This is a genomic window from candidate division TA06 bacterium (genome assembly GCA_016208585.1).
Classification (GTDB): Bacteria; Edwardsbacteria; AC1; order AC1; family EtOH8; genus UBA5202.
On sequence record JACQXR010000138.1, the window covers coordinates 1 to 15,203 of the forward strand.

The 15,203-nt window shown below is 46.7% G+C and carries 11 protein-coding genes; 1 reads left to right on the forward strand and 10 read right to left on the reverse strand.

The genetic code is table 11. The features are described from left to right. Positions 1-477: 477 nt before the first annotated feature. From HY768_10170 to HY768_10180, 3 genes are read right to left on the reverse strand one after another with little or no spacing between them, the layout of a single operon-like run. Positions 478-972 carry a hypothetical protein gene (locus HY768_10170; GenBank protein MBI4727561.1) on the reverse strand — a complete coding sequence of 165 codons (495 nt, stop codon included), beginning with the start codon at positions 970-972 and terminating at the stop codon, positions 478-480. A 2-nt stretch (positions 973-974) separates the two neighbouring features. After that, on the reverse strand, positions 975-1,262 hold the full coding sequence (locus HY768_10175) for a thermonuclease family protein (GenBank protein MBI4727562.1): 288 nt from the start codon (positions 1,260-1,262) through the stop codon (positions 975-977). A 20-nt stretch (positions 1,263-1,282) separates the two neighbouring features. Then, on the reverse strand, positions 1,283-1,534 hold the full coding sequence (locus tag HY768_10180; GenBank protein ID MBI4727563.1) for a hypothetical protein: 252 nt from the start codon (positions 1,532-1,534) through the stop codon (positions 1,283-1,285). Between the two features lie 193 nt (positions 1,535-1,727). Between HY768_10180 and HY768_10185 the strand changes: the two genes are divergently transcribed. Then, complete coding sequence (locus HY768_10185) at positions 1,728-2,207, forward strand: hypothetical protein (protein MBI4727564.1); 480 nt, start codon at positions 1,728-1,730, stop codon at positions 2,205-2,207. Between the two features lie 123 nt (positions 2,208-2,330). On the opposite strand, the gene HY768_10190 is transcribed toward HY768_10185, so the two are convergent. From HY768_10190 to HY768_10220, 7 genes are all read right to left on the reverse strand, one after another. Continuing rightward, the gene (locus HY768_10190; protein ID MBI4727565.1) at positions 2,331-3,401 is read right to left on the reverse strand and encodes a mannose-1-phosphate guanylyltransferase; all 1,071 of its coding nucleotides are present in this window, start codon (positions 3,399-3,401) and stop codon (positions 2,331-2,333) included. 125 nt (positions 3,402-3,526) lie between these two features. Then, complete coding sequence (locus tag HY768_10195) at positions 3,527-4,984, reverse strand: hypothetical protein (protein ID MBI4727566.1); 1,458 nt, start codon at positions 4,982-4,984, stop codon at positions 3,527-3,529. A gap of 905 nt (positions 4,985-5,889) precedes the next feature. Continuing rightward, positions 5,890-7,602: a DNA repair protein RecN gene (recN, locus tag HY768_10200; GenBank protein ID MBI4727567.1), complete on the reverse strand. Its 1,713-nt coding sequence runs from the start codon at positions 7,600-7,602 to the stop codon at positions 5,890-5,892. A gap of 56 nt (positions 7,603-7,658) precedes the next feature. Further along, complete coding sequence (locus HY768_10205; protein ID MBI4727568.1) at positions 7,659-9,578, reverse strand: Ig-like domain-containing protein; 1,920 nt, start codon at positions 9,576-9,578, stop codon at positions 7,659-7,661. Between the two features lie 56 nt (positions 9,579-9,634). Continuing rightward, on the reverse strand, positions 9,635-10,477 hold the full coding sequence (locus HY768_10210; protein MBI4727569.1) for an NAD(+)/NADH kinase: 843 nt from the start codon (positions 10,475-10,477) through the stop codon (positions 9,635-9,637). A 46-nt stretch (positions 10,478-10,523) separates the two neighbouring features. Then, complete coding sequence (locus HY768_10215; protein ID MBI4727570.1) at positions 10,524-12,389, reverse strand: site-specific DNA-methyltransferase; 1,866 nt, start codon at positions 12,387-12,389, stop codon at positions 10,524-10,526. A 9-nt stretch (positions 12,390-12,398) separates the two neighbouring features. After that, complete coding sequence (locus HY768_10220) at positions 12,399-15,200, reverse strand: DEAD/DEAH box helicase family protein (protein ID MBI4727571.1); 2,802 nt, start codon at positions 15,198-15,200, stop codon at positions 12,399-12,401. Positions 15,201-15,203 lie beyond the last annotated feature (3 nt).

Here is a 15,203-nt window from a genome sequence, read left to right on the forward strand (position 1 = left end):
CCGGCCATTATTATTACCTCAGGCTACAATAAGAGCTTATCCTCTAATGAATAACAATTTGGGCATAAACGGCTGCAAAACCGCCATACTACGTCACGATCATTCACCGTATCGCTGTGGATACGCTTCACTCGCGTTCCTGGTCTGGCATGGTTCGACAGGCTCACCACATGCCTTTTCGCTCGTTTATGCTGACCCAAAGCTTATTTGCGGAAATACTGAGGCCGACTGAAAGAGACCTCGTGTTTTCGCAGGTAGTCGACCACAGACAAGTTCGAGCTGGCGATCTTTTGCACAAGTAAAGATATCTCTTTGGGCTCCAGGGAATACCTCAGGCACGCTCATACTAGTTGCCTATATTTCGCAGGCGGGATAAGTATACCATAAGAGTCTCTTCTAATTGCAACATATTTTATATTAGCCGAAAGTCATGTACATCATATTGTTTGAAATACTTTTTCATGTTATCCCCCATATTTATTGGATACTAATTTGACTAGGATCATTTAATATTATTTCCGGCTTACCCTTGTATTCCTTAATACGTCCGGTTACTTGAACTCTCTTGTTCAAGTAATAACGTTCGGGGCTTGATGGAAAGCGGTTGAATGAAGATGCAAAAATAACAGCCGTAAAATAAATACGATAGTTAGGGTGAAAGTTTAGAAAACATGCTTTGCCTGAATTGTGGGCTGCTACAATAGTGCCCGCTACTGTGGCGTATTCGCCAATATGACTGCCTGCATCTTCCCACGATATGACATTACCTGATTTTTCGGGGGCTGATTCGTTGGGCCTAACTGCGCTTTGCTGATTAGATGGTGCTGGTGGTGTATTAGGGGACAGCGTAGAAATAACTTGTTTTGAAGGGAAGAACCAAGTTTTAAATAGAAACAAAACAAGTATCAATGAGGCAGTTACTACAAGCACTCTGACAATGAAACGGATAAAATCCTTTGATTCCTTTTCCATTGTTAATTCACCTTGCTTTCAAGTTTATATAAATTTACCAAGGAGTCCATCAATACATCAAATCTCTTACGACCTTCAAAATTCATATTTTCGTAATGCTTGATAATATTGGTTATGCGGCCATCGCGTAAAGACAAATTCCATAAACCATATTGTTTGTCAATTGCTTCTTTCTCGGCTGCAAGAAAATCTTGCTGGTACTTGAACGGAAACCGTGTATAAGCGTAAGCGTATCCTCTGCGTATCATTTCCTTATTCACAAATACGCCATTAATATAGACATAGGCCAACAGCCTGCCATAAGCGTCTTTTAAATTATCGGGTTCAAATTTTCAAGAGTAAATGTATCGCCGTCAATGACACGGGAAACACGTAACGGGCCTTTTGATGGTAATTCTGTAATTGCTTTCGGCGGGCTGTCAACTTTTTGGATAGCAATATTCACTTTCGGGCCTGTGTGAACAATCTTAACGTAAGACGGTTTGAATAACAACAGGCCGATGGTGATAACAATAAGTGCGGCCAATAATACAATCAGGAATTTATCTCGTAAAATATTCATGGTAATTTTTGGTGGTTGGGGGTTTTGTTCAAAATATCTACCTTATTAAAGGCAGGTTATACCGCATGACGGTTTATTATACGAAATATAAAAGCTCCGGGTCAAGGGAATTAAGCGTTGGCGAGTAAAATACTTGGGCTTGCTTGCCCCGGTTTACCCCGACCCGTCGGGGTTGTAGCGGTGGTCCGCCGACTTGTCCGCCGAAGTGGTAACGAAGGCGGAGTGCCTGCGCTGTAGCCCCGCCGTTGGCGGGGCGAAGGCGGATAAAAAAACCGCCCAAAACCTTTCGGCGGGCGGTTGGAATGGCGGCGCTTCCTTCCAGTTAAAATGTCCTTCCTTCTCGGTGAAATATGTCTGCTTACGGGTGAAATATGTCTGCTTGCCGGTGAAATACGTTTGCTTGCGGGTGAAATGCCTATTTGTTCCGGTAAAATACCCGTTTGCACTGGTGAAATACCAAATTGTCTCGGTGAAATATAGAATTGTTCCGGTGAAATACCTGATTGCACTGGTAAAATATCCGATTGTTCCGGTAAAATATGCTTTTGTTCCAGTAAAATATGGAATTGCACTGGTGAAATACCAAATTGTCTCGATGAAATATAGAATTGTTCCGGTGAAATACCAAATTGTTCCGGTGAAATATGGTTTTGTAAAGGAAATGTTGGTTTAAACCCGCCATAATGTATATGGAGCCCCACCCTGAGGTATCGGGGTGGTACCTAATCCTAGGTTACCCCGCCGGTGGCGGGGTTATCAAGTGGTTTAACAAAAAAGCGCAAACAAAAAAGAATGCCTAAATGAACTTCTTTCCGTTGGCCTGTTTGCTCAATTCCTCAATCACCTTGCGCACCTCCTGCACTTTGGAGCGGTGGCAGACCAGCACCGCGCCCTGGGACTGGACGATGATTATGTCCTTAAGCCCCAGCGCCGCCACCATCCCGTCGTCGCTGTAGACCAGGTTGTTCTGGGACTCTATGGCCAGGCAGTTGCCCACCAAAACATTCTGGCGCCGGTCCCGGGGATAAAAACGCTCCACCGCCTCCCAGGAACCCAGATCGTCCCAGCCGAAATCGCCTTTGATCACCGCAACTTTTTCCGCTTTTTCCATCACCCCGTAGTCGATGGATATTTTTTCCACCTCCCGGTAAAATTTGGCGAACTTTTCCGGGCCGGCGCTCAAGCCCCCGGCTTTCTGCCAGACCTCCAGTTTTCGGTGGAGCTGCGGCAGATGTTTTTTTATCTGCTCTAAAATTGTTTTGGTTTTCCAGACGTAGATCCCGCCGTTCCAGTAGAAATATCCGCTTTTGACGAATTTGGCGGCCGTGATCTGGTTCGGCTTTTCCCTGAAGCTTTTGACCGCGAAGCAGGGGATTTCACAGTTGGGAAGCATCTCGCCCCGTTCGATGTATCCGTAGCCGGTCTCGGGGCGGTCCGGGGCGATGCCGATGGTCGCCAGATATCCCCGCCGGGCCAGCACCGCGCCCTGCTCCAAAGTCTGCCGGAACCTGGGCACGTCATTGATGAAATGGTCGGAAGGCAGCACCATCATCACCGCCTCGGGGTCTTCCCGGGCGATCTCGGCGGCGGCCACGGCAATGGCCGGAGCGGTGTTCTTTCCGGCCGGCTCGCCGATCAGCCTGGGGCCGACGATGCCGATCTTTTCTATCGATTTCACCAGGTCCTCGCCGGTTACCACCCACTGCCTCTCCACCGGTGCCAATGACCCCACCCGGTTCAGGGTCTCGGCTAGCATTGAGCTTTGGCCGGTCAGGGTCAGTAACTGCTTGGGCATGTTGCTGCGGCTTTTGGGCCAGAACCTTTCTCCCCGCCCGCCGGCTAAAACTACGGCATAAAGATTTTCCATCAAGCTCCTGTTGTTTTATTGAAAAGAGGTAACTGGTAACTATTCAGCCACTACTTTCGTTAATTGTTAATCGTAAATCGTTAATCGGCATGCCTTAGTGGCTCTGAATGGTTACAAAAAGGCCGCTAAAAACTCAACTGGTAGGCGGCCTTCATTCCCCGGAAAGACGGTTCATACCGGCAGAAGCCGCCGGAGCAAACCAGCCCTCCCTTGCTTTGTCCGGCCGAGGCCGTCAGCTTTTGCCGTCCCTGGGCCCATTGAAATGAGATGCCCGCTTCGCCCCATCTGTTTTGGTCCTGATACTCGGGAACTTTTTGGCCGGCTATACTGCCGGATCCGTAGATCAAGATATCCCGGCCGGTATTCCAGCTGAGATCCAGGGAATACTCCGTATATTTCAGGCCGCTGAAAAAATAATAATTATCGTAAAGATCGGCCCCGGCTTTGAATGCTATAGACCTGTTGCCGCCATAGCGCCAAGCGCCTCCGGCCCTCCCTCCCTGATAGTATTTTTGTTTGAGGTCGGGCTGAAGGTTTTCCTCGCGCCGGTCTGCCAGTTCCAGTAAAAGATCCAGGTTAGCCAAAACTTTCCACCGGCCTTCAAAATAAGCGTCCCGCCATTTTTGACTGAGACGGGCAGACCGGGCCTGGGAACAATTGGCCGATATTTCCAGCCGGTCCCAGGGAGCGGCTGTGATGTCCACCTGCCCGCCCTGTTCGTCATATCCGTCGTTCAGCAGCCGGCCCTCGCGGTTGCAGGCCGGCGGCGCATTGAGCCGGTTGTCAAAATCCCGGTAATTCTTAACATCCCAGGCCAGGGCCAGGCCGGAAAAGCTGATTGACCCGGCGGCATACAGGGCCTGCCCGTTCACATCGTCAACCCCAATCCAGCCCCAGGTGGCATCGTATGTCCCATAGGTGCGGCGGGCCAGGTATTCGGCGTATAAATCCGCCGGAGCATAGGCCAAGGCCAGATGCCCTCCGTAGCATTCTTCCGCCGCCTTTGCAAATGAGGGATCGCTGACCTTCTTGCCGGCGTTGGCCCGGAGATAGATTCCGCCCAGGGCCAGGGAATTAAACGGCGTCAGTTTTATTTCGGTTCCGGCATAGGTCTTGGCGCTGTCTATCCAGTTAAGGTTTTCCCTGATCCTTCCGGCCAGGATCTTTGCTTCCAGCCAATCTCCCCAAACGGCCTTCATCTGAGCGCCTTCAATGTCCCGGTCGATTTTAACCTTTTCATCGGCCACGCAGCTTAATGAAAGTCCCCGGCCCAGGGTGCCGTAAAAATTGCCGGCGGTGAAATTTACCACTTCATTTTTAACGGTCAAATATTTTTTGGAAAGGCCGTTATAGATGGACGTATCCTGCCAGGATTCCTGGTCAAAAAGCAGGCGAGCCCCGGATTCCATCTCCCAGCCGCTTTTCAGGCTGCCGGCCAGGCGAAGGTCAAGGATATTCTTATAACTCAGGGCCTGGCCGGGCTGGGCGTTCCAAAGATAGACCCTCTCGGTTCCAGAAAATTCAAAGGCCCCAATAATACTGGATATGGAAAGGATAAAATATAGAAGACTTATCTTTTTCATTATTTCATAACATCAATAGGCTTTGTTGCATGAATAAGGGGTAATTTGGTATAATCTCGCCAAGATTAAAGAACTGAAAGGAGCCAGAAGGTGAAAACATCACGTAACAACCGAAAAGGAATCATCTCTAAAACCAAGAAAAAAACCCGGTATAAAATGAAAAAGCATTCCAAAACTTAAAGGGCGTGGTCAGGGTTCAGCCGGTACGTTATTGGCTCTATAACCGGGTCATCGCTCATATATTCATTTGCTACCTGTCATATTTATTGTTGTCCTTGCTGAAATTCAAACTGAAGAAAACAGGTATTTCGCCTACCGAAGCATTAAAGGAATTGGCTGCTATGCACAAGTGTATCTGCGTGATCAGTCAAAAGGTTTTACCTTAGCCCGCATTGTCACATTAACAAAACGACAAGAACGCATCCTTAAAGCTGTATCGCCTCAGCTCCTCAAGGGACTGTAGTGTATATTTATGCTACGGAATTCAGGTTATATAGCAACAACTCTAATGATATGATCTAACACTTGAAAGCCAAGGCCATCCCTAAGACGATTATTGCGCCTCTTCCCCCTAAAACCATCAAGAGGATTAATATTCAAACGCTTCAAAAGGCCTTTAAAATGGTTGCCTAAGTAAAAATGTCCTCTATAAAAAGTGCAAAACTATAGTTAGAGTCCGTTAATAAACTCCGTTTTCTGGTAATCCCTGCGAAGGCAGGAATCCAGAACTCATTGAAATTACTGGATTCCCGTTTTCACGGGAATGACATAGTACCAATTTATTAACAAACACTAGTTATTGGTTATAATGATAACCTAAAATTAAGTCTAAAATCAAGTTGTTTTGTGCTAAAATCAACCACCCTGCGGCAGAGACCACCAGAGAATTGCAAGTTAAAAAGCAGCTAATTCTTTTCGCCTATCATCTCCCGGGCATGTTTGACAACCGTCTCCGTCACCCTGCTCCCGCCCAGCATCCGGGCCAACTCGTCCACTCTCTGCTTCTGATCTAACTGCTCCACGTTGGTGATGGTTCGGCCTTTGTTCTCCTGCTTGCTGACCACGTAATGGGAATCTCCCAAAGCCGCGATCTGCGGCAGATGGGTGATGCACAACACCTGGCGCTTTCTGCCGATCTCTTTAAGTTTCCTGCCCACCGCCTCGGCCACCCGGCCGCCGATCCCGGCGTCTATCTCGTCGAACACCAGCACCGGCACCGCGTCCGCCTCGGCCAGTATGGTCTTGATAGCCAGCATCACCCGCGAGATCTCGCCGCCCGAGGCGATCCTGGCCAAGGCTTTTAGATCCTCGCCGGGGTTGGGCGAGATCAGGAAACTCACCTGGTCTATTCCCCAAGCCTCGGTCATTACTCTCTTGCCCTTGACCTCGGCCAAGCCTAAGGCGTCCTCGGTTTGCAGGGACTGCACTTTGAACACGGCCTTATCCATGCCTAAGTCCTTCAACTGCCCGATCACTTCCTTAGAAAGTTTTTTGGCGGCCTCGGTCCGTTTGGAAGAGAGCGCTAGAGCATACTTCTCAAGCTCCATCCGTTCGTTTTCCATTTCTGCCTTTAACTTGGCAATGATTTCCTCGCCGTGTTCCACGCCGTCTAATTCCAGTTTGATACTCTGGGCGTGTTCCAGCACCGCCTCGATGGTGCCCCGTTTCTGGCCGTATTTTTTCTTGAGGGTCTTGATCAGGTCCAGCCGGTCGCGGATCACCTCCAGTCTCTCGGGGTCAAATTGCAGGCGGTCCCGGTATTGCCTTAAGGCCCGGGCGGTCTCCTCCAGCTGGGCCAGAGCGCTCCGGGCGGCTTCCCGGCTTTCGTTCTGGCGCTCGTCTATGGCGGACAGATCCGAGAACAGGTTCTCCAGCGTCCCCAGCCGCTCGATGATGGAGCCCTCGCCCTCGTATAAAAGTTCGTAAGCCTGATTGGCCGAGGCGAAAAGTTTTTCGGTGTTCTCTAAAATAAACTTTTCTTTTTCCAACTCCTCTTCCTGTCCGGCCTGCAGGCCGGCGGCCTCGATCTCCTTTAGCTGGAACTGGTACAGGTCTATCTTCTCCCGGGTCAGCTGTTCCTGGTGGACCAGATCGTTCAGTTGCTTTTTGATCTTATGGTATTCTGAAAACAGCTGCGAAACTTGCTCCCGCACGGGTTCCAGATGGCCGAAGGCGTCTAAGTAATCCAGATGCCGCTCTTCATAAAGCAAGGATTGGTGCTGGTGCTGGCCGTGCATGTCCAGCAAGGCGTCGCCCAGGCGTTTCAGGCCGTTAAGGTTCACCGGACTGTCGTTGGCGAAGGCCCGGCTCTTGCCGGCGGCGTTCACTTCGCGCCGCAGGATCAGCGGGGCGGTTTCTGTTTCAACTTCTAATTCCCTGAGCACCTCCGCCGCCTGGCGGCAGGCCTGGACGTTGAACTCGGCCTCCACCGTTGCCGCCTTGGCTCCGCCCCGGACGCTGTCGGAATCGGCCCGCTCGCCCAGGGCCAGGCCCAAAGCACCTATCAGGATGGACTTTCCCGCGCCGGTCTCTCCGGTTAAAATATTGAGGCCGGGCGTAAAATCCACTTCCAGCGATTCTATCAGGGCGTAATCTTTTACGGTAAGTTTGGTGAGCATTTTTTTACCACAAAGACAAATATAACTACTCTTCATTTTTTAACTACGCCAGGACATCACGGGGTCACGGCCAGCCCCCAGGGCCCGGAGCTTACGGTCACGGCGCTTGACAGGGTGTAAGTGTTCCCGCTGCGGCTAATGACCGAGACGTTGCTGCTGCCGGAGTTGGAGACATAGAGCCATTTTCCGTCCGGGCTGTAGCACAGACCCTTGGGCTGGGTGCCCACAGCGACAGTGGCGACATACGCGCCTGTGGTGGTGTAAATCTTGACCGCATTCTCGTCATAGCAAGCCAGTGCCAAGTGGGCACCGTCCGGAGAGACCGCCAGGCCGAAGGGATGGGTGGAAATGTCCGGGGATTGATAAGTTACCGTGGCCGTTGAGAGGTTGATGATGGCAAAGCCCTTGCCGGATGCAGCATATGCCACGTCCCCGGTGCTGTTGATCAGCTCCTCGCCGCCGTTTGGCAGGGCGGTAAGGCCGACAGCTGTGGGCGGATTGTGAAGGCTGGCTGTATTGTATATCTCCACCCCGCCCCAGCAAATCACCGCCGCCTTGCTGCCGCTTTGGTTGAAGCAGACTCCCTTGGGGAAGTTGGCTATGGTCTGGACCGAATCCTCTTTCAGCATGGTGGCGGTATTGATTATATACAGCCATTTGTTCAGCGTGTCGCTTACCGCCAGTTTCGTCCCATCAAAAGAAAGGGCCAGCCCGTAGCAGGTCTGTCGCAGGTTGACTGTGCCCAAATGGTTGTTGCGGTTCTTCAGCTGGATGAACTCCACCCCGTTCTGGGTCAGAACATAGGCCATGCTGTCGTCGGCCGATATTCGGATCTGGCGGGGCGATGAATATGACCCCAGGTATCCTTCGTCCTTTAGGTCGGTCTGCTGGTACATCTGGATCTGGTCGGCTGTGTTGCACAGCACTAGCAGGCCCCGCAGGGTGGTGAAGGTACTGGAATGAACCGCTGCCAACCGGTTGCCGGCGGCATCCCGAGCCGTGGTGTCGACATTTATCCGGTATTGTTTTTTAAAGGAAAGGGTTTCGGCCAGGGCCGCGGTCATCAGGGTGTCGCCCTGCCAACTGTAGCCCGAGAAAGCAACTGCCGGGACTAATGACAGCGCGGCCTGGGCCGAGGCCTTGTCCATGGGCTCGGAAAAGCAGACTGTGATGCTTGTGTTGACCGTGATGCCGGTGTCGCCTGCCGCCGGGGAAACGGAGACTACTGTGGGCTTGACCGTGTCCTTCTCTGTTCTAAAGGACCAGCTGTAATTGACAGCCAGCTGATTCCAACACAGATCGCGCAGGCTGGTGTCTATGGTCACAATATAGCGGGTATTGTATTTAAGATTATAGCTGGGCATATACTGCAGGGTTGAAGCATTCCAACCCAGGATTGTGTTGCCGGTAACCTTGACTCCAGCGGAGTCGGTCAGGGTCAGGGCTTTGGTAGACCATTCGGACAAGGTTTCGGAAGCGTAGGCCATTACGTCCGTGCCGATGGAGATGTTTTCGGAATCCGGCAGGGGCCGGTGGGCCCAAACCGTGGGGGCCGTGGTGTCCAGCCAATCCGAGGTTAGGTACCATTTGTTAAAGACCGGCGAAAGCCCGTTGTCGGCCAAGTCCAGCGCATTGCCGGTGATGGATACAAAAACCGTATCGTTGGGGGCAAAGGCCGTGTCCGGGACGAAAGTAAAAGTATTGCCTATCCAATAAAAGCTTCCGGAGACATTGCTGGCCGAAAAAGCGCTTTGCACCGAGGACTGCTGCATGGCTTCGCTGAAGGTCATGGTAATTGCATGATTTCGGACAAAAGCTCCGGAGGTGTCGCCTGCCGGATAACTGCTGTTTACAACCGGCGGGGTCAGGTCGCCTTCGGGCGGAGGGGCTACCGGAGTGGCCTTCTTGCCGCAGCTTAACGACAGCAACTGAAACACCGTTGCCATCAAGAAAATATATGATGACGCTTTTTTCATGGCCTCTCTCCTTATGATCGTTTCCCTATTATCTGTTCCCCGTTAACAATTCCCTATCATTTCCCGTCCTCGCCTCTTGCCCCCCATTTCAGCTTGGTGCGGAGGATGTTGTAGAACGAAGACTTCTGGGTCTTTACTAATTTGGCTTTGATCCCCGCCTTCTCAAAGACCACCTGCTGGCCGTCCTTGAAGGAATGGCGCTGCTGGCCGTCCACCACCATGATGGCCTCCTCCCGTTTGCCGTGCACCGTCACCTCCACCGTCTTGTCCATGGGCACGATCATCGGACGGATGGAGAGGGTGTGGGGGCAGATGGGCGTGATCACCATCACCTCCATGGTGGGTTCCACGATAGGCCCGCCGGCCGAAAGCGAATAGGCGGTGGACCCGGTGGGGGTGGAGATCAGCATCCCGTCGGCGTAATAGCGGCTCAGGAACTCGCCACCTACCGAGACCGACAGTTCCACTAACCGGGTGGGGACCCGGATGTCAAAATCGTTCAGGGCGTAAAAGTCTTTGCCATCGGTCCGGCCCTTGATCATGGCCCTCTCTTCCGTCTGGTACTGGCCCCGGGCCACCTGCTCCAGGCTCTGCCACATCTGGTCCTGCGAGGTCTCGGTCAAAAAGCCCAGCGAGCCCAGGTTGATCCCCAGGATCGGCTTTTGCCGCTGCCCCATCAAATGGACCGAGCGCAAGATGGTGCCGTCGCCGCCCAGGGCCAAAAGCAGCTCGCAGTTAGCGGCCACTTCGCTGTCGGCCGCGCACTGGCAGCCTTCCAGCTTGATGCCCTGCTCGATGATGGGCGCGATGCCGTGGTCCTTAAGCCAGGCCGAAAGTTCCCGGATCACGTTCTCGGCCCCGGGCCGCTGGCGGTTGTAGATTATTCCCCAGGTTTTCATGTTTGTTCCTTTTTATTTAACCACAAAAAGCACAAAGAACACAAAATTATTTTACCGCAGTACTATCAATTATAATCTCGTCACCGGCTATATTTCGTATTTTCATTTTGAACTTATTGGTATTAAGAACATATTTAGCCTTAATTTTTTCTTTTATGCCAGCCTTGTCTTCCAAGTCAAGATTGCTTATCCAAACGCCATCTTCCCTCAAGGTAGTATCAAACTGTACGGATTCAATCAACTCAAGTCCGTTTTTACTTAGCTTGATAGGCGTGAATTTCTTTCCCCCACCGGTTTCATTTTCTTCATCAATAAGATCATCGTTCTTTTTTGGTTTGGCATTATAATCGTCAATCTTGTTCTTCAAATAACTACTAAAATAGCTATTTATTTTAACACTGTATTTTGCGCCATCTTTTACCATTTCAACATCAGCATTATCGGGTGTAAACAATGTCTCGCTCTTTGACCCAAGTATAGTGTTAAGATCAATCACTTCAACCTTTAAATCGGTTTTTCTCTTACGTCTTATTTCCTTATCAACATATTCCTGATCTATTTCAAGGTCTTTATGCGCATAAATAATCTTTATGCCTTCTATTTCATTGCTTGAATCCTGCAACTGATAGATTTCTTCCAATATTATATCCAACAATTCTTTGGTTAATCTTTCATGCAAACCTATAAATTTAACCGGAGCATAGCTCCCGTTTTTACCTACAATGCCACCATCCCAAAATTCGCCAAGCTGCAATTCTGTTTTTGTTTTAAAACCATCAATTAAACTGAATAATTTAGCTGTTGTCTGCGCTGGGTTTCTAAATAACTTAACTCCGTCATTTACTTTTATAATATCAAAATCTGCTTTGTCTTCAACCAATCTATCACGTGTTGTCTGTATTGAATTTATACCTATATCGCAGCCAATATATTTCCTATCCATACTTGCAGCAACGGAAACTGCTGTACCACTACCATTAAACAAATCGGCAACTATCATACCCTTAGTAGTAGCAATATCAACCAACAATTCAATTAGACCTTCTGGTTTTTGCGTATTATATTCTACTCTTTCTTTTGACAAATTCAATACAGGTCTAGTATTGTATTCTTTCAGGCTACCATCTTCCAAAACTCTACAAATTACACCTTCCATTACATCTCTTAATAACGTATCTACATAGTAATTCCCGTTTTCATCGACTTTGGAACCCATAAAAGGTTTTTCTAAATATTGTCTCTCCATTATAGAATTTATGACAACTTCTTTTTCATTGTTATTGTTATTTGAATATAAAAATATAATATCGTGTTTGCGGGGCAAAGATGATTCTTTAGAGGCACCTCCACTTCTATAACTCCAGATAATATCATTTATAAAATTTTCCTCGCCGAATATTTCATCCATTAATATTTTTACATAATGACCAATATGCCAATCTAAATGGACGTATATACAAGATTTTGCCGACATGACTTCACGTATTGCAAGGAGCCTTTCGTAAAGCCAATTTAAATAATCTTCTTTTTGCCAAATATCACTGTATAATATCTCTTCTCCAATACTTGAATCGTCATTTTTTATATTTTCTGCATCGCCATTACGTAAGAATATTTTTTTAGAGTAATTTGCCCCGCTGGCAAATGGCGGGTCAATGTAAACCAAATCCACTTTTATATTCTTTGACTTTAAATAAGCACAGGCCGATAGGCAGTCCCCATGAATTAAAAGATTTCTAAAATCCGGGTTCAAATCTGATTCGGCATTGAGCTGTTTTGGCTTTTTGCTGCGCACTTCTTCAACCAGGTTGGTTTCAAACAGCTCTACCGTATCCGGAAAACGGCGGTCGTTGAAATTCAATATTGCCTGGCCCTTTGCGGGAGCTATGTTATATTTAATGACCTTTTTCATGGGTTTGCCTTATAAATTATTAATTATTTCTCTTACTTTTGCCAGATGTTTTTTAAAGTCGTTTTTCCCTTCATCCACGAAACAAGCAAACTTAAAATTGGGGTTATGGGCTAAAAATGTCTCGTTTACGAATTTTTCTTTCCGTTTAAAATCGTCGTTGTAGTAAGTGCTTCCCTTTGTTTCAATGATCAAAACCTCATCTATTTCGCCCTTTTCTGTTTTACTTTTATATTTTTTACCTTCCTTGCGCTTAACAATAAGAAAGTCAGGTGTATATTCCCCAAAATCTGTCTTTATCCAGAAATTCTGCAGTTTTAAATCTTTGTACCCGTTATAATAAACTTCCAGATCTTTTAGTTCGGATAATTTAAGCAATTCCAGCAGGGCATTTCTTTCATAATCTGAATCCAGGCGGTAAGGCATGTAATTAAAACTTATATCTTGCGAGTCAAGACCAGCATCTTCCATATCTTCCTCAATACGGTTCGGCCTCTTGTTTATTTTATCTATGTCCTCCAGTTTTATTTTGGGTAGAAATTTACCGCTTCCATAAAATATTGCAGGGTCAATTATGTTCCACTCTAACAATTCGATCTCGGCGTCTTCTTTAATTACATCAATTTTATAAGTATATTCGGCCATTAGAAACCCGGCAACTATCTTAATGATATCATATATTTCCAAATGCGGATGGTTAATGACCCATGCTTTGTTTTCTTTTATTTGGCGGTAAATCTCTTGTAGTTCTTTTTCAAAACTGCTTATAAGTTCTTTTTCCTGGTATTTGCCATAACAAGCCTTTGTCAAATCATATATGAAATCAATAAATTCATAATGCCATTGCTCATCAGAGCTATATAAAGCGTTACTTTCTGAAACCAATCCGCCACGACCGATGGTGGCTGTGGTGGTGGTGGCTTGGTATTTATATTTATCAATTATACCCTTGAATGAAAAGTTGTTTAACTGTTCATTTGGATTTCCCTTTTGTTCTTTTTTTACAATTTCAAACTTCTTGTACACCTGGCAATATTTTAGCTTGCCAAGTTTCGGCTTTTTAATTATTACGTTTATTAACGGCTCTTGTTTATATTTAAGATCAGCAATAGACAGGTTGTAATTTTCTTTAAGCTCATGGTCCAAGGTGTTATAGTTGTTTTCTTCAAGAAAAATCAAAGCTGTTTCTTTGGAAGCGTCTTTAACCTCACGCAAACACCGGCAGGTGGTTTGCAGAACAAAATTTTTGGTTGTTTTAAGCCGGGGTAGCGCTACTGCCGTCAAGCTTCGGCAGTCCCAACCTTCGGCGCCAACCGCCACTAAAAGTACGACACGCTTTTTAGAATACGATTTATCAAGATTATTGAAGATGGCAAGGCTCTCTTTGGGCAGTTTATATATTTTATCTTCCTTTTTTACCTCCGAATAATACCTGAATATTTCTTCTTCTTTGCCCGGCCTGTTTTTTTGGTACCATTCCTGTACTACCGGCAGAATGTTTTCATTTAGGGTTTTTATCGACGGGCAGTAAAAGGCAATTTTGCTTTTTGTTTTATCGTAATAGGTAATGTCATGGCTTTTAAAGAATTCGTTAAGAGCCTCATTTATAAAAGCCTTTTCTTTTACCTCTTTAACGCCATTAACTATTGGTATTTTTAGGAATTTTCCGATACCATCGGCCAACGAATAGTGATAAACAATGTCTTGTATTTGATTAAGCCGGATAGTCAGATCTTTTTGGATGACTTGATTTTTAACATATGGCGTGCCTGAAAGGCCTATCGCTGAAACAACTTTTTTATGCTGGTTTAAAATATTTACCGCATTACGTAGTTTTTTTTCATCGCTATCGCTGGCCTTATAAGTGTGGTGAACCTCGTCAAGAAAAACACCCAAAAACGGAAGATGCGAAAGCTTCTCGCGTAATTCATTTATTTTTATAATCTCGTCGGCTTTCTTTGGATCATAAAAAATGCTGGCTGGATCGGTTATAATTTTGTCTTTATCTTCATATTTTTCAAGCACAACCTTTTCGGCATTGGTAATAAATACCAAACCAAAATCTTTGGTTTGTGTTATCCCGTTAACCTTTTCAAGATTAGGATTATTGCCGTGCAATTTATCTTTACGCTTTGAGGCCAAACTGTCAAGTATTTCAAAATGTACAATGATCTTTAACCGTTCTGCCTCATTTGCCGGCAAAACCCATTCCGGTTCAAAGTTTTTAATAGTTTGAAGAGATGGCAAAATGGCTGTCTTTGCTGCTTGTGGTGCAAAAACAACAAAATTATGGGCAAATCTTTTGTCGGTTTTATTTAAGAGGGCAAAGAATAAATCTAAATATATAAAAGCAGCTATCAGATACGTTTTTCCGGCACCCATTGGCAAGCTGTAAAGATAATTGGGATACTCATAATTATGTAAAAGTTCTTCCAGTACTTGGTCCCAATCATACTTTACACTTTGCGGGTCATTTGCTAATTTCTTTTGAAAATTATCCAGACCGTTTTCCAAAGCAAATTGATTTAAAAATTGGGTCACATAGTTGTTGCCAAAAGTATAATAGTTATCCAAGCCCTTTGCTGTTTCTTCATCATAAATCAATCCCTGCCTGACAATATCGGAAAGCTTTTGGTTATTACCAACAAATTTAAGCCATAGATATACTTCAATGGCTTCTTTTTGCGGTATACGCAGGTAACTCTCGTTTTCAATGTGCTTCAATATGCCGCCAATAACAGATTGGTTATTGGAAAGCTCTTGAGCTACCCAATTCTTTGTTTTATGTGCTATGAGTTGATAAATTGAAAGCATGAT

Bases quoted from the DNA above. Each gene is read 5' to 3' on its own strand.
- HY768_10205 (MBI4727568.1), bottom strand. From the start codon at position 9,578: ATGAAAAAAGCGTCATCATATATTTTCTTGATGGCAACGGTGTTTCAG.
- HY768_10190 (MBI4727565.1), bottom strand. From the start codon at position 3,401: ATGGAAAATCTTTATGCCGTAGTTTTAGCCGGCGGGCGGGGAGAAAGG.
- HY768_10210 (MBI4727569.1), bottom strand. From the start codon at position 10,477: ATGAAAACCTGGGGAATAATCTACAACCGCCAGCGGCCCGGGGCCGAG.
- HY768_10180 (MBI4727563.1), bottom strand. From the start codon at position 1,534: ATGAATATTTTACGAGATAAATTCCTGATTGTATTATTGGCCGCACTT.
- recN (MBI4727567.1), bottom strand. From the start codon at position 7,602: ATGCTCACCAAACTTACCGTAAAAGATTACGCCCTGATAGAATCGCTG.
- HY768_10220 (MBI4727571.1), bottom strand. From the start codon at position 15,200: ATGCTTTCAATTTATCAACTCATAGCACATAAAACAAAGAATTGGGTA.
- HY768_10215 (MBI4727570.1), bottom strand. From the start codon at position 12,389: ATGAAAAAGGTCATTAAATATAACATAGCTCCCGCAAAGGGCCAGGCA.
- HY768_10195 (MBI4727566.1), bottom strand. From the start codon at position 4,984: ATGAAAAAGATAAGTCTTCTATATTTTATCCTTTCCATATCCAGTATT.
- HY768_10170 (MBI4727561.1), bottom strand. From the start codon at position 972: ATGGAAAAGGAATCAAAGGATTTTATCCGTTTCATTGTCAGAGTGCTT.